This window comes from Streptomyces nigra, assembly GCF_003074055.1.
Lineage (GTDB): Bacteria > Actinomycetota > Actinomycetes > Streptomycetales > Streptomycetaceae > Streptomyces > Streptomyces nigra.
Genome location: NZ_CP029043.1, coordinates 456,521 through 475,628 on the forward strand (window position 1 = coordinate 456,521; position 19,108 = coordinate 475,628).

General features: G+C 74.1%; 21 protein-coding genes. 4 read left to right on the forward strand and 17 right to left on the reverse strand.

The genetic code is table 11. The features are described from left to right. Positions 1-81: 81 nt before the first annotated feature. Positions 82-882, reverse strand: a complete 801-nt coding sequence (locus DC008_RS02145) for an endonuclease/exonuclease/phosphatase family protein (RefSeq protein WP_108710527.1) — start codon at positions 880-882, stop codon at positions 82-84. Between the two features lie 206 nt (positions 883-1,088). Here DC008_RS02145 and DC008_RS02150 point away from each other — a divergent pair, with 206 nt between their 5' ends. Both DC008_RS02150 and DC008_RS02155 read left to right on the forward strand, forming a co-directional pair. Continuing rightward, the gene (locus tag DC008_RS02150) at positions 1,089-1,706 is read left to right on the forward strand and encodes an ATP-dependent endonuclease (protein ID WP_108705434.1); all 618 of its coding nucleotides are present in this window, start codon (positions 1,089-1,091) and stop codon (positions 1,704-1,706) included. A 154-nt stretch (positions 1,707-1,860) separates the two neighbouring features. Beyond that, entirely contained in the window at positions 1,861-3,426 is a 1,566-nt protein-coding gene (locus DC008_RS02155; RefSeq protein ID WP_108710528.1) for an MFS transporter, read from the forward strand. A 24-nt stretch (positions 3,427-3,450) separates the two neighbouring features. Here DC008_RS02155 and DC008_RS02160 read toward each other — a convergent pair whose 3' ends face one another. Next, positions 3,451-4,338 (reverse strand): hypothetical protein, encoded by an 888-nt coding sequence (locus DC008_RS02160; protein ID WP_108705435.1) that lies wholly within the window; start codon positions 4,336-4,338, stop codon positions 3,451-3,453. Between the two features lie 205 nt (positions 4,339-4,543). On the opposite strand from DC008_RS02160, the gene DC008_RS02165 reads away from it, so the two are divergent. Next, entirely contained in the window at positions 4,544-5,548 is a 1,005-nt protein-coding gene (locus tag DC008_RS02165) for an alpha/beta fold hydrolase (RefSeq protein WP_108705436.1), read from the forward strand. Here the strand turns inward: DC008_RS02165 and DC008_RS02170 are convergent. From DC008_RS02170 to DC008_RS02185, 4 genes are all read right to left on the reverse strand, one after another. Further along, positions 5,520-5,912 (reverse strand): VOC family protein, encoded by a 393-nt coding sequence (locus tag DC008_RS02170; protein WP_055619806.1) that lies wholly within the window; start codon positions 5,910-5,912, stop codon positions 5,520-5,522. The genes DC008_RS02165 and DC008_RS02170 overlap by 29 nt on opposite strands. After that, on the reverse strand, positions 5,909-6,223 hold the full coding sequence (locus DC008_RS02175; protein WP_108705437.1) for an ArsR/SmtB family transcription factor: 315 nt from the start codon (positions 6,221-6,223) through the stop codon (positions 5,909-5,911). Before DC008_RS02175 ends, DC008_RS02170 begins: the two co-directional genes overlap by 4 nt. Positions 6,224-6,310: 87 nt before the next feature. Beyond that, entirely contained in the window at positions 6,311-6,526 is a 216-nt protein-coding gene (locus DC008_RS02180) for a hypothetical protein (protein ID WP_108705438.1), read from the reverse strand. Between the two features lie 39 nt (positions 6,527-6,565). Further along, positions 6,566-7,438, reverse strand: coding sequence for an NAD(P)-dependent oxidoreductase (locus tag DC008_RS02185; RefSeq protein ID WP_108705439.1), 873 nt, complete (start codon positions 7,436-7,438; stop codon positions 6,566-6,568). A 123-nt stretch (positions 7,439-7,561) separates the two neighbouring features. Here DC008_RS02185 and DC008_RS02190 point away from each other — a divergent pair, with 123 nt between their 5' ends. Beyond that, positions 7,562-8,161 (forward strand): TetR/AcrR family transcriptional regulator, encoded by a 600-nt coding sequence (locus DC008_RS02190; protein ID WP_382115558.1) that lies wholly within the window; start codon positions 7,562-7,564, stop codon positions 8,159-8,161. A 20-nt stretch (positions 8,162-8,181) separates the two neighbouring features. Here the strand turns inward: DC008_RS02190 and DC008_RS02195 are convergent, their stop codons facing one another. The 11 genes from DC008_RS02195 to DC008_RS02245 all read right to left on the reverse strand — a co-directional run bounded on the left by DC008_RS02195 (position 8,182) and on the right by DC008_RS02245 (position 19,105). Beyond that, a complete protein-coding gene (locus DC008_RS02195) occupies positions 8,182-8,472 on the reverse strand; it encodes a hypothetical protein (RefSeq protein WP_108705440.1) in 291 nt (96 codons plus the stop codon). Between the two features lie 654 nt (positions 8,473-9,126). After that, positions 9,127-10,113, reverse strand: a complete 987-nt coding sequence (locus DC008_RS02200; protein WP_108705441.1) for a sugar kinase — start codon at positions 10,111-10,113, stop codon at positions 9,127-9,129. Continuing rightward, on the reverse strand, positions 10,110-10,994 hold the full coding sequence (locus DC008_RS02205; RefSeq protein ID WP_108705442.1) for an SMP-30/gluconolactonase/LRE family protein: 885 nt from the start codon (positions 10,992-10,994) through the stop codon (positions 10,110-10,112). The genes DC008_RS02200 and DC008_RS02205 overlap by 4 nt, the downstream gene beginning before the upstream one ends. Next, positions 10,991-11,623, reverse strand: coding sequence for a bifunctional 4-hydroxy-2-oxoglutarate aldolase/2-dehydro-3-deoxy-phosphogluconate aldolase (locus DC008_RS02210; RefSeq protein WP_108705443.1), 633 nt, complete (start codon positions 11,621-11,623; stop codon positions 10,991-10,993). The genes DC008_RS02205 and DC008_RS02210 overlap by 4 nt, the downstream gene beginning before the upstream one ends. Positions 11,624-11,635: 12 nt before the next feature. After that, positions 11,636-12,487 carry a hypothetical protein gene (locus tag DC008_RS02215; protein ID WP_244221323.1) on the reverse strand — a complete coding sequence of 284 codons (852 nt, stop codon included), beginning with the start codon at positions 12,485-12,487 and terminating at the stop codon, positions 11,636-11,638. Positions 12,488-12,491: 4 nt separating this feature from the next. Then, entirely contained in the window at positions 12,492-13,637 is a 1,146-nt protein-coding gene (gene dgoD / locus DC008_RS02220) for a galactonate dehydratase (RefSeq protein WP_108705445.1), read from the reverse strand. Further along, positions 13,634-14,392, reverse strand: a complete 759-nt coding sequence (locus tag DC008_RS02225; protein WP_108705446.1) for a FadR/GntR family transcriptional regulator — start codon at positions 14,390-14,392, stop codon at positions 13,634-13,636. Before DC008_RS02225 ends, dgoD begins: the two co-directional genes overlap by 4 nt. Positions 14,393-14,429: 37 nt before the next feature. After that, the gene (locus DC008_RS02230; protein WP_108705447.1) at positions 14,430-15,179 is read right to left on the reverse strand and encodes an SDR family NAD(P)-dependent oxidoreductase; all 750 of its coding nucleotides are present in this window, start codon (positions 15,177-15,179) and stop codon (positions 14,430-14,432) included. A gap of 79 nt (positions 15,180-15,258) precedes the next feature. After that, positions 15,259-17,325, reverse strand: coding sequence for an alpha-galactosidase (locus DC008_RS02235; RefSeq protein ID WP_108705448.1), 2,067 nt, complete (start codon positions 17,323-17,325; stop codon positions 15,259-15,261). After that, positions 17,322-18,170 (reverse strand): carbohydrate ABC transporter permease, encoded by an 849-nt coding sequence (locus tag DC008_RS02240; RefSeq protein ID WP_108705449.1) that lies wholly within the window; start codon positions 18,168-18,170, stop codon positions 17,322-17,324. Before DC008_RS02240 ends, DC008_RS02235 begins: the two co-directional genes overlap by 4 nt. After that, positions 18,170-19,105: a carbohydrate ABC transporter permease gene (locus DC008_RS02245; RefSeq protein WP_055619792.1), complete on the reverse strand. Its 936-nt coding sequence runs from the start codon at positions 19,103-19,105 to the stop codon at positions 18,170-18,172. The genes DC008_RS02240 and DC008_RS02245 overlap by 1 nt, the downstream gene beginning before the upstream one ends. Positions 19,106-19,108: the final 3 nt, after the last annotated feature.

Here is a 19,108-nt window from a genome sequence, read left to right on the forward strand (position 1 = left end):
CATGTCCCCCTGCGGGCACGCCCCTTCACGGACACGCGGAGGCTAGTGGACCGCCCGGTCCGGACGCGAACGATTTTGGGCTCAGGGCACGTCCACGTCGGCGAGCAGCGGATGGTGGTCGGAGTAGACGGTGGGCCGTACGCCGTGCTCGACCGGGTCGACGCCGCGCAGGAAGACGTAGTCGAACTTGCTCAGCCAGTCCGTGGTCGGCTCGCACGGACCGGTGGGCGTGGGGCGGCACTCGGGGTCGACGTCGCTGCCCACCTTCCACATCGCCGCGAGTTCCGGGGCCTCCGGGACGGCGTTGAAGTCGCCCATGACGATGGCGCGGTCGTGGCGGGCGACCTCGCGGGCCAGCACGGGCACCTGCTCCGCGCGGACGGACTCCTGACGCCTCTGGGCGAGATGGGTGTTGAAGACCCGGACGGAGTGGCCGTCGACGAGGGTGGTGACGGCCAGATAGCCGCGGTCCTCGGACCCCCCGTCGGAGTACTCCCGCCGTACGACGTCCGTCATCGGCGCGGCGGAGAGGATCGCCTGCCCGAAGCCGCCGGGGCTCCACGGCGACCCGCCGCACCGGCTCAGGCTGTCGAGCACCGTCCCGTACGCCACGTGGTACTTGAGCCCGTAGTAGCCCTCGAGGAAGTCCCGGATCCGCGCGACGTCCCGGTCGCAGGCCTCCTGCACGCCGATGACCTGCGGGGCGTAGGTGGCGATCTCCGCCGCCCGGTCGACGTCGCTGACTCCGCAGGGATTGCAGAGGTTCCACGTCATCACACGGTTCGGGACGATCGCCTCGGCCGCGTCGACGGGAAGCGCGCGCGCGAAGACGGCGCCGCTGGGCGCGCTGGGGCCGACCAGCACCACACCGGCCACGATCATGGCGGCCACCAGCAACCGCGTGCCGAGTCCCCGCACCCTCGCCTCCTCGCAGCGGACGGACGCGCCCTCGGCGTTCCGCCTTCTCAGGCACGAGGTTATGGGACGAACCTGTCAGCGCCGCGTGAGAGTCCCCGTCAGGGCGGCGCGGCAGGTGGGGTGGGGGAAAAGCACTGGCGTGGCCGGGGGTGCGGGCGCAGACTCCTGCCATGGGTGACATGGGGGCGTTCCAGCGGGCGGTGACCGCGTGGGCGGCCGGCGGGGACGGCGGTCCGGCGCGAGAGCTGGCCGGGCGGCTGCCCGTACGGGTGGCGGTGCTGCTGGAGGGGCCCAGCGACGCGGCGGCGGTCAACGCGCTGGCGGAGCGGCGCGGGAGGGATCTGGCGGCGGAGGGCGTCTGCGTCCTGCCGATGGGCGGCGCGATGAGCGTCGGCCGGTTCGCGGAACTGCTCGGGCCGTCGGGTCTGGGCATCCGCCTGGCCGGGCTGTGCGACGAGCGCGAAAGCCCCTACTACGCCCGGGGTTGGCAGCGGGCGGGCGCGCCACGGCCCGACTTCTTCGTGTGCGCGGCGGACCTGGAGGACGAGCTGATCCGCGCGCTGGGCGTGGGGCGCGTGGAGGAACTCGTCCGCGCGGAAGGGGACCTGCGTCCGCTGACGACGTTCCTGCGTCAGCCGGCACAGCGGGACCGCACCGCGCAACAGCGGCTGCGGCGCTTCTTCGGGACGACCAGCGGGCGCAAGATCCACTACGGCCGGGTGCTCGTCGAGGCGCTCGACACCGACCGTGTCCCGGCGCCGCTGGAGGACCTGCTGGCCGTCGTCTGAGCCACGCGGCGGGGGGAGTTCGTGCGCGCCCGCTGCTGATGCGGGGCCGCCGAGTCGGGCGCAGACTGGACGCGTGAGCGGCTCGTACGCGGGGCGTGGCCCGACCACACCCTCCTCCTCGACGGCACCACGACAGACCGTGGCGCTCGCGGCCATGATGTTCGCGGTCGCGATGACGTTCATCGACCAGACCATCGTGTCGATCGCGGCCCCCGACATCGTCCGGGAACTCGGTCTGTCCGCCTCCGGTATGCAGTGGGTCGTCAACGCCTATCTGCTGGCGCTGGCGGCGTTCTTCGCGCTGGGCGGCCGGATGGCGGACCTGTACGGCCCGCGCCGGGTGGTCGTCGTCGGCACGCTGGTCTTCGTCGTCTCGTCGGTGCTGTGCGGCTGCGTGCCCCAGGGCGATGTGGCGCAGGGGTGGCTGATCGCGTTCCGGGCCACGCAGGGGTTCGGCGCGGCGCTGCTGTTCCCCGCCGCGCTGGCCGTGGTGGTGGCGGTGTTCCCCCGGGAACGGCGGGGCCGGGCCCTGGCCCTGTTCTTCGGGATCTCCGGCGCGCTGACCGCGATCGGCCCGCTGCTGGGAGGCTGGCTGACCAGCTGGACCTGGCGGGCGGTGTTCTGGGTGAACGTCCCGGTGGCCGTCGTGGCGCTCGCGCTCGTCGCCGCCGCGCACATCGTGGACCGCCGGCGCGAGGGCACACTCGACGTGCCGGGCGCCGTCCTGATGGCGGCCGGTATGGGCCTGTGCGTGCTGGGCTTCCAGCAGGCGTGGTCCTGGGGCTGGGACAGCGCGGCCACCTGGATCTGCATCGTGGGCGGCCTGGTCGTCCTCGGCGCGTTCATCCGCTACGAGCGCGGGGTGCGGCACCCCCTGATCGATCTGCGGGTGTTCCGGGACAAGGCGTTCAGTGTGGACGCCGCGGTCCTGTTCTTCGCGATGCTGGCCTTCGTCCCGGTGTTCTTCTTCGCGTCCGTGTACGCCCAGGTGTCCCTGAGCGCCTCGCCGAACCAGGCGGCGCTGTTCCTGCTGTACTTCTTCGCGGGCTTCGCCATCGCCTCGCAGTGGGGCGGCCGCATCCTCGACAAGCAGGGCGCCCGCCCGGCCCTGAAGATGGGCGGTGTGATCGGGGCCGTCGGGTTCGCGCTGTGGGCGGGCGAGTTGACGGACCTGTCGATGCACGACCAGTGGCCGTACGCGGCGCTCGCGGGCGCCGGGATCGGCTTCATCCTCGCCCCCGCGTCCACGGACGCCGTCAACCGGGCCATCGGGCCGTCGTACGGCGAGGTCACGGGCGTCACGCAGACGATCCGCAACTTCGCGGCCAGCGTGGGTCTGGCCGTCTTCGGCACGATCCTGACCCACGTCACCAACACGAACGTCCGCAACACCCTGGAGGGGCGCGGGCTGCCGGAGAGCGTGTCGGACGACGTGGCCCACGGGGTCACCGAGTCCATCACGGGCAACGGCGACGACGCCGAGCCCACCGGCACGGGTCCCGTCGCGGACGCCATCCGGGACGCGGCGGGCGCGATCCGCATGGACTTCGCCGAGGCCAACCAGTGGGTCTTCTACGGCATGGCCATCGCTCTCGGCCTCGCCTTCCTCTGCGCGCTGCGCCACCCGGGCGGCCGGGCCGTGACGCCGGACGAGCAGGAGGAGGCGGCGGCGCCCGCGTCGCCGGGTGCCGGGCAGTCCGGGCAGCGGGCCGGTTCGTGACCGGTGCCGGCTGACCGCAGGGCGTCAGCCGTCGTCCGACAGCTCCTCCACCCTGCGGGCCGCCTTCTGTGCCGCGCGGTCGGCGTCACGGACGCGCCGCTCGGCCGCCCGGACCTCGTCGCGGACCGTACGGTCGTCCGAGCGGGCCTGGGCGAGATTCGCCTCGGCCTCCTTCAGCTCCTCGGACAGGCTCTCCACCCGGTCCCTCAGCTCGGCGACCTTCTCCTTGACCTCGCCCGCCCGCAGGGCCGCCTCCTCCGCCTCCGAAGCCCGCGCCGCGCGTTCACGGTCGGCCTCCTCGGCGGCCTTCCGGGCCTCGGCGACCTCGCGGCGGCGGCGCTGCTCCGCCGCCGCCGCCTTCTTCTTGTCCTCGGCCGGGGCGGGCCGTTTCCCGCGGTCCGGCTTCTCGGCCCGGCGGGGCGGCGCCTCGCCGCTGGTGACCGGGAACGCGGCCGTGGGCGTGAGGGGCTTGGTGAGCCGGCCCGACGCCCACTGCCGGGCGGCCTCCTCGTCGGCGAGCACCGCCTGGAGGGTGTCCTGGACTTCGCGCTGGGCGTCCTGGCCGAGCGGATGCCCGGCGTCGGCGGCGAGCCGCGCGGCCTCCCGGGTCAGCGCGCCGATCAGCAGGCGCTGCTGGTGGACGAGGTCGCGCAACTGCCCCGGGTCCAGGTCGCGGTGGGCCTGCCGCAGGGCCTCGCCGAGTCCGACCAGGGGCTCGACCTGGTCGCGTTCGGCGCGGACCAGGGTGTTGCTGGCCCAGGCGGACAGACTGGGGCGGCGCAGCTTGCCGATCGCGTCGGCGAGGCCCCGGTCACCGGCCGAGCGCGCGGCCGCCACCCGCTCGTTGCGCGCGGCGGTGAACTCCTCGGGCCGCAGTCCGTACAGTTCGTCGGCCACGGCGTCCAGATCCACGGGCTCCCTCTCGGCGAACGACTGCTCACGCCGAGATTTTCCCATTTCAGCCGGTATGCGCCACACGGTGGGGGGCCTGTGCCGGGTTTTGCCGTTCCGGCAAACGCGTTCGCCGGGGTGCCGGGGCGCTCCGCAGGATCGGTACGACCGCTCAGGCTCGTACGGGAGCGGCACGGGCGAGGCGACGAGGTCCGCGGGAGGACACATGGCACGGCAGGACGGCTCGGCAGGGTTCACCCATCGCACGGTCCTCGGCCCGGCCGGCCGGATCCATCTGGTGGAGCAGGGCACCGGGCCCCTGGTGCTGCTCGTGCACGGCTTCCCGGAGACCTGGTACTCCTGGCGCCGCCAGTTGCCCGCGCTCGCGGCGGCCGGGTACCGGGCCGTGGCGCTCGACGTGCGCGGTTACGGCCGGTCCGCGAAGCCGGACGCGACGGACGCGTACCGGATGCTCGACCTGGTCGAGGACAACGTCGCCGTGGTGCACGCGCTCGGCGAGGAGTCTGCCGTGGTCGTCGGCCACGACTGGGGCGCCACCATCGCCGCGAACTCCGGTCTGGTGCGGCCGGACGTGTTCCGGGCCGTGGGGATGCTCTCCGTGCCGTACGTGCCGCGCGGCGGGCCGCGTCCCGGTGAGGTCTTCGCCCGGATGGGCGGGGACGAGGAGTTCTATGTGTCGTACTTCCAGGAGCCGGGCCGCGCCGAGGCCGAGATCGAGCCCGACGTACGGGGCTGGCTCGCCGGCTTCTACGCGGCGCTGTCCGCCGACACCATGGCCGGGCCCGGCGCCCCCGATCCGCACTTCGTCGGCGCGGGCGGGACGCTGCGTGACCGGTTCCCGGAGGGGCGGCTACCCGGCTGGCTCGGCGAGACGGACCTCGAGGTGTACGCCGGGGAGTTCGAACGGACGGGCTTCGCCGGCGCGCTCAACCGCTACCGGAACATGGACCGCGACTGGGCGGACCTGGCCGCGTACGACGGGGCGCCCCTGAAGCAGCCGTCGCTGTTCGTGGGCGGGACCGAGGACGCCTCCACGATGTGGCTGGCCGACGCCATCGAGGCGTTCCCGGCCACCTTGCCGGGGCTCGTCGACTCCCATCTGCTCGACGGCTGTGGGCACTGGGTTCAGCAGGAACGGCCCGAGGAGACGAACCGCCTCCTCGTCGACTGGCTCGCGCGGGTCACTCCGGCTGGGTCGCGATCTGAATGAGGTTGCCGCAGGTGTCGTCGAGGACGGCGGTGGTGACGGGGCCCATCTCCAGGGGTTCCTGGGTGAAGCGGACACCGAGGGCGCGCAGCCGCTCGTACTCCGCCTGTACGTCGTCCACGGCGAACTGAGCGAGCGGGATGCCGTCCTGCACGAGCGCGTCGCGGTAGGTGCGGGCGGCGGGGTGGCCGAGGGGTTCCAGCAGGAGTTCGGTGCCGTCGGGCTCCTCGGGCGAGACGACGGTCAGCCAGCGGTCCTTCTCGCCGACCGGGACGTCGTGCTTCGTCCGGAAGCCGAGGATCTCGGTGTAGAAGTGCTGGGCCTTGGCCTGGTCGTCGACGAAGACGCTGGTCAGACGGATCTTCATGAGGGGTTCTCCTCGGGTGCGAAGCGGTCGGGCGAGGGGTCGGGCAGGGGCCAGCGCTCGGTGATGTGCCGCAGCGGGGCGGTGTCGAGGTCGTGGAACTTGTAGCGGCCCTCCCGCCGGGTCACGACGAGACCGGCGGCCTCCAGCACCGCGAGATGCTGGGAGACGCCCTGCCGGGAGATGCCGAGTCCGTGCTTCATGGCCAGGCGGCCGCAGATCTCGAACAGAGTCTGCCCCGACCGCTCCCTCAGCTCGTCGAGGATGATCCGGCGGGTCGGGTCGGCCAGGGCTTTGAAGAGGTCGTCGGCCACACCGCCACCATAGGCAAGTGTTCACTTGCCTATCAAGTCGCAGCGCCGTCTTTCGTCACCGGAGTCACCGGAGGCGGGCTTCCCGGCTCAGCCCTCGGCCGGGTAGAGACGGGTCACCTTGCCCTTGGGGTCGGCCACGAGATAGCCGGTGCCGTAGTCGTCCGTGAGGTAGACGGCCATACCGGCCGGGGTGTCGAAGGTGGTGCTGGGCGGTTTGAGGGTCACATATCGAAGTGTCGGCTTGTCGACGTTCAGCTTCTTCTCGGCCTGGTCGAACAGCGCCGCGAGCTGGTCGGACTCCACTTCTGTTCGGAGCTCTGATTGCCCGGCGGCGCGGGTTCGTCAGGCGTCGGTGCGGGCTTCCAGGGCGCGCAGTACGGCCACCATGTCCTCGGTGCCGTGCCCTTGGGCGACGGTCTCGCCGAACAGGGCGTGGCAGACGTCGAGAAGAGGTGACGCCACCTCGGCCTCGCGGGCGGCCTCGGCGATGAGCCGGTTGTTCTTCAGGACGTCCGCGGCGGCCGCCTGGACGTCGAAGTCGCGGGCCACCAGCTTGGCCGCCTTGCCGCGGGACACGGCGCTGGCCATCGGGCCCGCGTCGAGGACGTCCCGCAGCAGGGCCGGGTCGAGCCCGTGCCGGCCCGCGAAGTGGAACGCCTCGGTCAGACCGGTGACCAGGGTGATCAGGAAGAGGTTGACCGAGAACTTCATCAGCAGGGCGTCGGGGACGTCCCCGCAGTCGAACGTCGCGCCGCACATCGGCGCCAGCAGGGGCCGTACGGCCGCTACGGCCTCGCTCTCACCGGCCAGCATCGCGACCAACTGCCCCTGTTCGGCGGGGACCCGGGAACCGGAGACGGGAGCCTCGACATAGCGTCCGCCCGCAGCCTGTACGGCGTCCCACAGGCCCGCCGAGTACGCGGCGGAGGTCGTGCCCATGTGGACGACGGTGCGTCCGGCGACACGGTCCACGAAGTCGGGGGTGCCGCGTCCGAGGACGGCGTCCACGGCGGTGTCGTCGGCCAGCATCAGGAACACCGTCCCGGCCCGTGCGAAGACCTCGGCAGGGCTCTCGGCGACGTGCGCGCCCGCTTTGTGGAGAGGGGCGCTGCGGTCGGGGGTGCGGTTCCAGACGACGAGGGGTGTCCCCGCCCGGGCCAGATTGAGGGCCATGGGGCGTCCCATGACCCCGAGTCCGATGAATCCGACATCCATGCCGCACCGCCGTTCGCTCCGCGTCGCGCCTGCATTATGACAGTGGTCATAGTAGAGGAACGATATGACACCGGTCATAGGATGAGGGCTGTGAACCGCACCGGGACGGACGGAGGGCCGGCGATGACGGGGCCGCAGGCACGGGGGCCGCGCGAGCGGATGGTCTTCAGCGCCGCCCAGCTGCTGCGCCGGGGCGGGGTCGCGGCCGCGGGCATGCGGGAGGTCGCCGCGCACGCAGAGGCGCCGCGGGGCTCGCTCCAGCACTACTTCCCGGGCGGCAAGGAGCAGGTGGTCAACGAGGCGGTGGGCTGGGCCGGCCGGTACGCCGCACGCCGGGTCGCGCGCTTCGTGGCCGCCCTCCCGGAGCCGACGCCCAGCGGACTGTTCGCGGCGATGGTGCGCCAGTGGACCGACGAGTACGAGGCCGCCGGGTTCGCGGGCGGCTGCCCGGTCGCCGCCGCCACGGTGGACTGCGCGGAGGGCACCGAGTCGACGCGAGAGGCGGTGACCGCCGCGTTCGCTGAGTGGACGGGCGCGGTCGCCGACGCCCTGGCGGACATGGGCGTGCCGCGCCGGCGCGCCGGCTCGCTCGCCACGCTCATGATCAGCTCGCTGGAGGGCGCCATCCTCATGGCCCGGGCCCAGCGGGACGTGCGACCGCTGGCCACGGTGAGCGGGGAGCTCGGTCCACTGCTGGACGCGGCGGTGGTACGGAACGACTGAGGGCCCACCGAGGGCGACTCCTACGCTCCGTGGCCGTGGGCCTCCGCACGGAGGGCGGCCTTCCGGATCTCCTCCTCGACCCCGCTGCGTGACGTGCCCTGACTCCGGGCGTACTCGGCCACGGCCGTCTGCAGATCCCTGGCGAGGTCCCGCCAGGCCCGCAGGGCGGTGTTGTAGGTCTCGGTCTGGCGGGCGCTCCAGCCGCCCACCTGGGTGGGTGGACCGTACTTGGCCCGCAGTTCCTCCACGCGGCTGTGCGCCTGCTCGGCCGCGCGCTGCTTCGCCACGAGCTCTTCGAAGATGGTCGTCACACAAATGGAGCATAGACGGACAAATGCCGGGATGCGCGGCGAGCCCGCGCGGTACGGCTCAGATCTGCGCCGCCCACGCCCGCGTCCGGAGGCCGGCAGCCCCTCCGGGCGCTCTTGCGCCCCTTCCGCAGCGCGGCCCCGATGCGGCGAACGAACGCCCCAGCCCTGGCCCGGCCCCGGTACGGCTCAGCTCCGCGTGAGGGGGTGGGGGGTGGTCTCAGAGTCCCTCGGCTGCGTCAGGGCTTGCCCACTCCCCCGCCGCGAGGCCAGCCGCTCCCGCTCCGGCAGGGACCATGACCGCCGGCCAAGCGGAGCGCCGACACGGCGGTCAGGTGCCCAGCGCGGCCCCGGCACGGCTCAGACCTGCGGCGCCAGGGCCACCCACGCCCCCACCCGGAGAGCCAACAGCTCCTCCCGGCGGTCCGGGTCCGGCGGGGGACCGTGGTCGCGGGTCACCCAGCGCGCCCGCCCGGCAGACAGGTGCCCCAGCGCCGCCCGGCACGGCTCAGCTGTTCGGCGTCAGGGCCGCCCACTCCCCCGCCGGGAGAACCGGCAACTCCTCCAGGCGGCCCGGTGCCCACAAGGGACCGTGGTCGCCGGTCACCCGCAGCGCGGACCCGGCAGACAAGACCCCAGCGCAGCCCCGGCACCGCCTCACACCTGCGGCGTCAGGGCCGCCCACGCCGCCGCCGGAAGGGCCAACAGGTCCTCCAGCCGCTCCCGGTCCGGCAAGGGGCCGTGGTCGCCCGTCACCCCGAGCGCCGACCCGGCGGTCAGGTGGCCCAGGCGCAGCGCCGCCATGACGGACCGGCCGCGCAGCAGTCCCGCCAGGAATCCCGCCGCGAAAGCGTCCCCGGCGCCCACCGCCTCCACGACCTGGACCGGCGGTGTGGGGACCGTGACGGGGCCTTCGGCGGTGAACGCGGTCGCGTCGCGTGAGCCGTCCTTGACCACGAGGACGCGCGGGTGCGGCAGCAGGGCCCGTACGTCCTGTGCCGTGAGGTTCGCTCCCCACAAGCCCTGGGCCTCGTCCAGGCCGACGAGGACGAGGTCGGCGCGGTCGGCCAGGTCGCGCAGGATGGCCGGGGCGTCGCCGTCCGGCCACAGCGCGGGACGGTGGTTGACGTCGAAGCTCACGGCGTACGGGCGTTCGGGCGCCAGCGCCCGTTCGGTCAGGCGGCGGCACGACGGGGACAGGGCCGGGGTGATGCCGGTGAGGTGCACAAGCGCGGCGCCCCGGACGGGCGCCGTGTCCAGCAGGTCCGGGCCCAGCGCGGAGGCCGCCGAGCCGCCCCGGTAGTAGTGCACGCGGGTCCCGTCGGGCGACGGGTCCTTCACCAGCAGGCCCGTGGGGCGGGCCGGGTCGGTGCGCACGTGCGACACGTCGACGCCGGGTGCGGCGACCGCGGCGCGCACGCGGCGCCCCAGCGGGTCGTCGCCGAGCGCCGAGAGCCAGGCGACCGGGACGCCGTGGTCCGCGAGGTACATGGCGACGTTCGACTCGGCGCCCGCCACCGACATCCGCAGCCGCCCGGCGTCGGCCAGCGGGCCCGACGGGTCGGGGGCCAGGGCCGCCATCGTCTCGCCCACGCAGACGACCGGACCCGGCGCGGGGCGCCACGGAGCGCCGGGATTCGTCATGCCGGGTCCCCCAGAAGCGCGTCGTCGAGGCGGCAGGCCGGCGTCGGCGTGCCCGGCACGTCCACCCGGACGGTGAACAGCGCCCCGTCGTCCGGTCCCGGCGCCTCCAGGCCCACGCGAGCCGTCGTGATGTGCAGGACGTCCCCGGCGAGGCAGACGCCCGCAGGCTGACGCGCGGGCAGCCGCAACGTCCGGTCGAGCGTGCCGTCGGGCAGATGGCGGCGAACCGTACCGGTGCCCCAGACCGCCATCCACACAGCGCCCTCGGCGTCGACGGCCATGCCGTCCGGGCTGCCGTCCTCGACCGTGACGAAGTCGCGCGGTGCGCCGAGGTCGCCGGTGGCGGGGTCGACGGCGTAGCGCCGGACCACGCCCCGGGCGCTGTCCGCGAGGTACATGACGCTGCCGTCCGGGGCGAACGCCGGCCCGTTGGGCACGGTGATGCCGTCCAGGACCCGCACGACCGTGCCGTCCCGGTCGAGCCGGTACAGGGAGCCGGCGCCCTCGTCGGCGTCGTACGCCATGCTCCCGGCCCAGAACCGGCCGAACGGGTCGGCGACGGCGTCGTTCATGCGCATCCGGGCGGGGGATCCGTCCTCGGGGCCGGCCAGCCAGTCGACGGTGCCGTCGCGGCGCAGCAGGCAGATCCCAGTGCCGGCGGCCGCGACCCAGGTGCCGTGGTGACCGGCGAGCGGGGCCACGGCGCCCAGCGGGACGGGGAGTTCGGCCAGCGTGCGAAGCGGTGCCGTCTCCTCCCGCGGGGCGGACAGCAGGCGGCCCGCCAGGATGTCGACCAGGACCACCTCCGTGCCGGTCCAGCGGATCCCCTCGCCGAGTTCGAGCCGGTCCGGGCGGCCCGACTGCGGTCGTACGGCGGTCATCGGCCCGCCTCCTCGGCAATGGCGCGGAAGCGCCGGGCGCGCTCCCTCAGCGCCGCGACGCTGCCGCCGTCGGCCGCGTCGCCGACCAGCGGGGAGCCCACGCCCACCGCCAAGGCCCCCGCCGCGAGGCACGCCCGGGCCACGCTCTCGTCGATGCCTCCGACGGGCACGAACGGAGCGTCGGGGAACGGGCCGCGCAGGGCCTTGAGATAGGCCGCTCCCCCGGCCTGCGCGAGCGGGAACAGTTTCAGCGCGGCCACGCCGAGGGCGCGGGCCGCGATGATCTCGGTCGGGGTCAGCACCCCGGCGAGAACCGGCAGGCCCAGGTCCTGGGCGGCCGTGACGCCGGGCCCCAGGCCGGGGGTCACGGCGAAGTCGGCTCCGGCGGCGTGCGCGGCCCGGGCGTCCTCGGCGGTGAGGACGGTGCCGGCGCCGAGGGGGCGGTCCGGGCCGAGGGTGGCGCGGGCGCGTTCGAGGACGGTGAGCGCGTCCTTGCCGGACAGCGACACCTCGACCAGGTCGACGCCCTCCTCGACGAGGGTCAGGACGGTGCGCAGCGCGGCGTCGGGATCGTCGCCCCGCACGATCGCGACCAGGCGGTGGGTGGCCAGCGCGGCGGTGAGGTCCACGGGTGGTGCTCCTTATGGTGCGGGGGTCTCGGGGCAGTGGCAGGCCCCGGTGAGGGTGAGCCGCCAGCGGACCTCGCCGGAGGCGGGGACCTGGGCGGCGTCGCCGGGTCCCGCGTCGGCGAGGTCGAAGACGCGGCCGAGCATGGGTTCGACGCCGGTGCTGCGGTAGGGATCCGGCTGCGGGAACCCGCCGAGGTTCCGCCACAGGGCGACCGACACGGGCTGCCCGTCCGCCCGCAGGCGCAGGGCGAGCCGGTCGGTCCCGTCGTGGACGCAGCAGGAGCCGGTGTCGACGACGGCGCCGACCGCGGTGCCGTCGTCGGGCCCGAGCCGGTCCAGGGGCACCCCGTGCGGGGCGGGCCACGGCCCGGCGATCCAGGGCGCGCCGGCGGGCCAGGGCAGGTCGAGCAGCGGGGCGGCCTCCGGGAAGAGTCGGGTGTCCGCGCCGCCCGGCATCCGCAGGCGGGCGTCCTCGGAGAGGTCCAGCAGGGCGTGCGCCGCCCACACGAACCGGAACCCGGCGGGGGCGGTCAGCCGATAGTCGACGTGGATGCGGTCGCCGTCGGTCCGGGCGGTGCGGGCGAGCGTGAAGGACGCGCCCCGGACGTGCTCGGTGCCGTCGGCGTCCCGGGTCCAGGGCCGGGCCCAGACGTCCCCGTGGTCGGGCCGGCCCCGTACCGTGGGGACGCACTCCTCCAGGCCGCCCGCGTCGACGAACGCGTCCCCGGGGACGGCCGTGTCCCGTGCGGGCGCCGGGCGGTGCCAGAGCCATTCGCGGGTGGGTGAGCGCAGGGACGTCCAACGGCCGCCGTGCGCCGGGTCGGTGGTCAGGGTCAGCACATGCGCGGCACTCGGTGTCAGCACCCGCTCACCACTCGGCGAACGAGTCGTCGGCGTGCCGCCAGACCGGGTTGCGCCAGGCGTGTCCGGCCCGGTCCGCCGCCCGTACGGCCGTCTCGTCGACGGTGATGCCGAGGCCGGGGGCGTCGTTGCGGGGAGCGTGCCCGTCGACGAAGCGGAACGGCGTCGGGTCGGCGAGATAGGAAAGCAGGTCCGCGTCCTTGTTGTAGTGGATGCCCCGGCTCTGCTCCTGGATCAGGAAGTTGGGCGTGGCGAAGGCGACCTGGAGGCTGGCCGCGAGGGCGATCGGGCCGAGCGGGCAGTGCGGGGCGAGCTGGGCGCCGTAGGTGTCGGCGAGGGAGGCGATGCGGTGCACCTCGGTGATGCCGCCCGCGTGCGACAGGTCGGGCTGGGCGACGGCGATGCCGGCGGTGAGGGCGGGCAGGAACTCGGCGCGGGAGTAGAGCCGTTCGCCGGTGGCGAGGGGCACGGGGCTCGCCTCGACCAGGCCGGGCAGCAGATGGCCGTGCTCGGGGAGGACGGGTTCCTCCACGAACAGCGGGTGCAGCGGCGCGAGTTCGGCGAGGACGCGGCGGGCGCTGGCGGCCGTGAAGCGGCCGTGGAAGTCGACGGCGACGTCCCGGCCGGGGCCGAGGACCTCACGGGCGGCGGCCACCCGGTCGACGACGGCGGCCGTCTCGGCGGCGGTGGCGATCGGCGAGGTGACTCCGGCGCCGTTCATCTTGACGGCGGTGAACCCGGCCTCGACCTGGGCCGCTATCTGCTCGCTGAGCTCGGCGGGTTCGTCGCCGCCGACCCAGGCGTAGACCCGGACACGTTCGCGTACGGGCCCGCCGAGCAGGGCGTGCACGGGTGCGCCGTAGGTCTTGCCCGCGATGTCCCACAGGGCCTGGTCGAGTCCGGCGACGGCGCTGGAGAGGACGGGCCCGCCCCGGTAGAAGCCGCCCTTGGTGAGCACCTGCCAGTGGTCCTGGATGCGCAGCGGGTCCTGGCCGACGAGGTACTCGGCGAGCACGTCCACGGCGGCGCGCACGACCTCGGCCCGTCCTTCGACGACGGGTTCGCCCCAGCCGACCACTCCGTCGTCGGTCTCCACGCGGCAGAACAGCCAGCGCGGCGGGACCTGGAAGGTTTCTATCCGCGTGATCTTCACTTGCCCCCGGTGCCTTTCGTGTCGTCGTCGCCGGCCGCCTCGCCGGACCCGTCCAGCCGGTCCAGATCGCGTCCGGCCTGGACGAGCAGGGCGCGCATCGCGGACTCGGCGGCGCCCGGGTCGCGTTCGCGCACGGCGTCGAGGACGGCACGGTGGGCGGGGACGGGGTCCTCGCTGTGCGGGTGGCTGTGCACGAGCCGGTCGCGGTGGGCGAGGCCCGGCTCGATGACCATCTCCATGCGCTCCAGCAGTTCGTTGTGGGTGGCGGCGAGCAGGGCGCGGTGGAAGGCGAGGTCGGCCTCGACGGCCTGGCCGGGGCCCGCGCCGTCCTCGCCCATCGCTTCGATGGCCGCCTCCAGGGCCTCGAGGTCGGCGTCGGTGCGGCGCTCGGCGGCGAGGCGTACGGCGGCCGGTTCGACGATGGCGCGGACCTCGGCGAGGTTGCGCAGCAGGGTCCGGTCGGCGTCGGTGGCCTCGCCGGCGCCCTCGAACTGCCAGCGCAGCACGTCGGCGTCGAGGAGGTTCCAGTCGGAGCGGGCCCGTACGAACGTGCCGCGTTTCTGCCGGGCGTCGACCATGCCCTTGGCGGCGAGCACCTTCAGGGACTCGCGCAGGGCGGTGAGACTGACGTCCAACTCGCTCTGCAGCGCCACCAGGTCGAGCGTGGCGCCCTCGGGGATCCGGCCGCCGAGGATGCGGCGGGCGAGGGCCTCCACGGTCTGGCCGTGCACGCCGCGGCGGGCGTAGGGCGTCATGTGGTCCAGCCTTTCTGCGAGGGAATGGGGGTGGGGGTCATGCCGAGGACTTCACGACGCTCCAGCCGCCGTCCACGACGAGGCTGGTGCCGGTGACGAAGGAGGCGTCGTCGGAGCCCAGGAAGGCGATGGCGGCGGCGACCTCGCCCGGGGTGCCGAAGCGGCGGGCGGCCGTCTCGGCGACGCTGCGCTCACGGTCCTCGGGTGTCACCCGGTCCCAGGCGGCGGTGAGGATCGGGCCGGGTACGACGGCGTTGACGCGGACCTCGGGCCCGTACTCGACGGCGAGCTGCCCGCACAGGGAGAGCAGGGCGCCCTTGGACGCGGCGTAGGCGGGGTGTCCGGGGATGCCGACGCGGGCGTGCACGGACGAGGTGAGCACGGCCGCGCCGCGCCGGGCGCGCAGGTCGGGCAGGACGGCCCGGAAGCCGAGGAAGCTCGCGGTGAGGTTGACGTCGAGCTGCCGCTGCCAGGAGGTGAGGGTCATCGCGTCGGCCGGTGCGACCTCGACGGTGTAGGCGTTGCTGACGAGGAGGTCCACGGGCCCGAAGGTGTGCGCGGCGGCGACGACACGGCGCCAGTCGTCGTCCTCGGCCACGTCGGCGCGGACGAACACGGCCCGGCCGCCGTCCTCGGTGATCCGTTCGGCGACGGCCGTGCCGGCGTCCCCGGCGACGTCGGCGAGGACGACGGCGGCTCCCTCCTCGGCGAGGCGTTCGGCGGTGGCGGCGCCGATGCCGGAGGCCGCGCCGGTGACCACGGCGGTGCGGCCGGTGAAGCGGTCCATCGTGGGGTCGTCTCCTTCGTGTGCGTCCGTCGTGGGCCGGGGGCGCGGGCGGGCGGGCCGTCCGGGCAAGATATGCGGCTCACTCACGTGTCAGTACCACCAGATCGGCGTCGTGACCGGCGCTCCAGGCGAACGGCAGCCCGTAGTGCAGCAGATGGGCTCCGCCGTACGTCGTGCCGGTGGCCGTGTCGCGGTAGCGGGCCGCCGGGTCCAGGCCCCGCAGCCGCAGCCGGGCGGGCCGGCCGGGCACGAGCGGGGCGCCGTCGAGGCGTCCGGTGCTGAGCGCGGCGACGACGGTGCGCTCCCCGGCGTCGTACTGGACGCCGCAGGTCGGCTCGTCGGGGCTGCCGAGCAGGCGGGCCTCGCCGTGGTGGACGACGTCCCGGACCTCCTTGTAGCGGGCGATCCAGCGGGTGGCCTCGGCGCGCTCCTCGGGGGTCCAGGCGCGCAGGTCGGCGCCGATGCCGAGCACACCGCACATGGCGTTGACGAACCGGAAGGCGAGGCTGCGCGGGCGCGGGTCGAAGACGCCGGGCGCGTCGGTGACCCAGGAGCTCATGACGTGCGGGGCGTGGGCGTGCAGGAAGCCGTACTGGATGGACAGGCGGTCCAGCGGGGCGGTGTTGTCGCTGGGCCAGACGACGTCGGTGCGGGCCAGGGTGAGGTGGTCGACGCGGCCGCCGCCGCCCGCGCAGCCCTCGACGGTGACATGCGGGTGGGCGGTGCGCAGGTGGTCCAGGACGCGCAGGTATCCGGCGACGTGCTCGGCGTCCAGGTCGACGGCTCCGGCGCCGGGCCGGCCGCGTTCGGTGGGCGGCCGGTTCATGTCCCACTTGAGGTAGTCGACGGCGTAGGTGCCGAGGAGCCGGTCCAGGGTGCCGATCACGAAGTCCTGGACGTCGGGGCGGCCGAGGTCGAGCAGCAGCTGGTTGCGGACCAGCCGGGCGGGCCGGCCCTCCACCCGGTACACCCAGTCGGGGTGTTCGGTGTGCAGCCGGCTGCCGGGGCTGACGGCCTCGGGTTCGACCCAGAGGCCGAAGTCGAGGCCGAGGCCGCGTACGTCCTCGACGAACCGGTCGAAGCCGTGCGGGAAGGCCGCCGGGTCGGGGTGCCAGTCGCCGAGTCCCCCGGTGTCGTCGGCGCGCCCGGTGAACCACCCGTCGTCGACGACGAACAGCTCGGCGCCGATGTCGGCGGCCACCTTGGCGAGTTCGAGCTGTCCGGCGGCGTCGACGTCGAAGCCGGTGGCCTCCCACGAGTTGTAGAGGACCTTGCGGGGGCGGTGCAGCCTGTCGCCGGCGAGCCGGCGTTCGTAGCGGTGCCAGACGCGGGACAGCCCGTCGAGTCCGTCCGCGCTGAAGGTGCAGGCGAGACGCGGGGTGGTCAGGGTGGTGCCGGGGGTGAGGACGACGGCTCCCTCGTGCGGGACACGTCCGGCGCGGACCCGGATCGCGCCGCCCGGTTCGGCCTCGGCGGTGATGTGCCAGTTGCCGGCCCACTCCAGGGCGATCCCGTAGGCGGGGCCGTCGCCGGGGGTGCCGTCCTGCACGGCGAGCCAGGGCGCGTAGGCGTGGCCGGGGACGCCCTGGGTGCTGCCCATGGTGAACGTGCCCCGGGTCAGGTGCAGTTGGGTGTGCTGGAACTCCTGGGACCACTGGCCGGTGAGACAGGTGAGCCGGGCGCCGGCGGTCACGGGGATGTTCACTGCGGCCGAGTCGAGGCGTTCCAGGCGCAGTTCGCGGGTGGCGGTGTGCTCGGTCCAGCGCAGGATCACGTCGGTGCCGGGCACCGTCTCGTAGCAGAGGACCGTGCGCAGTCCGAGGACGTCGTCGGTGAACGCCAGGCGCAGCGCGCCCTCGCTCTCCTCGGCGCCGGCGAACTCCCACCAGGAGCCGCGCTCCCTGTCGGGGGCCGCGGCCACCAGTTCGGCCCCGGTGAAGGGCCGCTGGCCGTACGGCAGATACTCGGCGGGCGCCGCGTCGGCCGGGGTGACGAAGTGGGTGCGGTGGGACCAGTCGAGGGCGGAGGGCCCGTCCTCGACGCCGGCCGGGCCCCAGGCGTCCAGCTCGGCCCAGGGGCCGTCCTGGGACAGACGGACGGTGTAGGTGGTGTTGTCGGTGCGCAGGGTCCAGCGCGGGTGTGTCACTTGACCGCTCCCAGGTTGAGGCCGGCCACGAAGTGCCGCTGGAAGCGCAGGAAGACGGCGACGGTGGGCGCGGCGGCGATGACGGATCCGGCGGCGATGACGTTCCACATGGACACGTACTGGCCCTGGAGTCCGATGAGGGCGGCGGTGATGGGCATCTTGGTGTCGCTGCGCAGCACGGTGATGGCCCACAGCAGGTCGTTGAAGATCCAGGTGAAGGACAGGGCGCTGAGCGCGGCGAGCGCGGGCCGGGTCAGCGGGAGGATGATCCGCCAGAAGACCTGCCAGGGTCCGGCGCCGTCGACGACGGCGGCCTGCTGGATCTCGGCGGGGATGGCGCGCATGAAGCCGTGCAGCACGAAGACGTAGAAGCCGACGCCGAAGCCGATCTGCACGCCGATGAGGGCGGGCAGGGTGTCGTACACACCGATCATCTCGCTCAGCTTGGAGACGGGGATGAGCAGGATCTGCGGCGGGAGCAGGTTGCCGCCGAGCATGAGGAGCAGCAGGGAGCGGCGCAGCGGCAGGTCGTAGCGGCTGAGGGCGAACGCGGCCATGGCGGCGAGCGCGAGCGTGGCGAGGACGCACGGGACGGTGACGAGCAGGCTGTTGATGAGGGCGCGCTGCTGGCCGCCGTCGACCCAGGCCTGGCGGAAGTTGTCCAGGGTGAAGGAGTGCGGGAGGCTGCCGAGCCCGTGGGCGGCGATGTCGTCGAAGGAGCGCAGGCTGGTCACCAGGACCAGGGCGATGGGCAGCAGCCACAGCAGGGCCAGCGCGCCGGCGCCCAGATGGAATCCGGCGGTAGCGGCCCGCCTGCGGCGTACGGCCGTGGTGGTGGCGGACATCAGTCGGCCTCCCGGAAGGCGCGGACGAGGTAGGAGGCGATGACGCCGAACGCCAGCAGGAAGATGACGACGGCCAGCGCGGAGCCGTAGCCGAGCCGCAGGGACTGGAAGGCGGTCGAGTACATGTAGGTGCTCAGCAGTTCGGACGAGTGGTAGGGGCCGCCGCGGGTCAGCGACCACACGACGTCGAAGGAGCGCAGCGAGTCGATGATGATGACGGACACGACGACCGCGTTGACGCTGCGCAGCTGGGGCAGGGTGACATGGCGGAAGCGCTGCCAGGCGCTCGCGCCGTCGACCTTGGCGGCCTCGTACAGGGCGGGGTCGATGCCCTTGAGCCCTGCGAGGTAGAGGACCATGACGTAGCCGATCTGCCGCCACAGCGCGGGCACGATGACCGCGTACAGGGCGGTGTCCTGGTCGGCGAGCCAGGCGTGCCGCAGGCTGCCGAGGCCGACCGATTCCAGCAGCTGGTTGAGGACGCCGTCGGGCTGGTAGACGGCCTGCCAGACCAGCGCGGTGGCGACGAGCGAGAACACGACGGGCAGGAAGAGGGCGGCGCGGTAGAAGCCGACGCCGCGCCGCTCCTGCTGGAGGAGCAGGGCGGCGGCGAGCCCGAGGAGGGCGGAGAGGCCGCCGAACAGCACGAGCCACAGGACGGTGTGGCCGAGGGCGCCGCGGAAGACGTCGTCGGAGGCCATCTCGCGGAAGTTGTCCAGGCCGACGAACGTCGGCGCGGACACGCCGTCCCAGTCGGTCAGGGCGAGGTAGAAGCCCTGGACCGCGGGCCAGAACACCCAGACGGCCTCGGCGAGCAGCGGCACGAGGACGAAGGCGAGGACCAGCGGCGGGGTGCGCCGGGGGCCCCGGGCCCGGCCGCCACGGGACGGCGCCGGGACCGGGGGCTTGCGGTGGGGGGCGGTGAGGACGGCCATAGG

Excerpts from the sequence above, each read along its gene's own strand:
- DC008_RS02185 (WP_108705439.1), bottom strand. The coding sequence starts at position 7,438 with ATGGATGTCGGATTCATCGGACTCGGGGTCATGGGACGCCCCATGGCC.
- DC008_RS02150 (WP_108705434.1), top strand. The coding sequence starts at position 1,089 with ATGGGTGACATGGGGGCGTTCCAGCGGGCGGTGACCGCGTGGGCGGCC.
- DC008_RS02145 (WP_108710527.1), bottom strand. The coding sequence starts at position 882 with ATGATCGTGGCCGGTGTGGTGCTGGTCGGCCCCAGCGCGCCCAGCGGC.
- DC008_RS02155 (WP_108710528.1), top strand. The coding sequence starts at position 1,861 with ATGATGTTCGCGGTCGCGATGACGTTCATCGACCAGACCATCGTGTCG.
- DC008_RS02245 (WP_055619792.1), bottom strand. The coding sequence starts at position 19,105 with ATGGCCGTCCTCACCGCCCCCCACCGCAAGCCCCCGGTCCCGGCGCCG.
- DC008_RS02230 (WP_108705447.1), bottom strand. The coding sequence starts at position 15,179 with ATGGACCGCTTCACCGGCCGCACCGCCGTGGTCACCGGCGCGGCCTCC.
- DC008_RS02200 (WP_108705441.1), bottom strand. The coding sequence starts at position 10,113 with ATGACGAATCCCGGCGCTCCGTGGCGCCCCGCGCCGGGTCCGGTCGTC.
- DC008_RS02190 (WP_382115558.1), top strand. The coding sequence starts at position 7,562 with ATGACGGGGCCGCAGGCACGGGGGCCGCGCGAGCGGATGGTCTTCAGC.
- DC008_RS02170 (WP_055619806.1), bottom strand. The coding sequence starts at position 5,912 with ATGAAGATCCGTCTGACCAGCGTCTTCGTCGACGACCAGGCCAAGGCC.
- DC008_RS02240 (WP_108705449.1), bottom strand. The coding sequence starts at position 18,170 with ATGTCCGCCACCACCACGGCCGTACGCCGCAGGCGGGCCGCTACCGCC.
- DC008_RS02165 (WP_108705436.1), top strand. The coding sequence starts at position 4,544 with ATGGCACGGCAGGACGGCTCGGCAGGGTTCACCCATCGCACGGTCCTC.
- DC008_RS02205 (WP_108705442.1), bottom strand. The coding sequence starts at position 10,994 with ATGACCGCCGTACGACCGCAGTCGGGCCGCCCGGACCGGCTCGAACTC.
- DC008_RS02225 (WP_108705446.1), bottom strand. The coding sequence starts at position 14,392 with ATGACGCCCTACGCCCGCCGCGGCGTGCACGGCCAGACCGTGGAGGCC.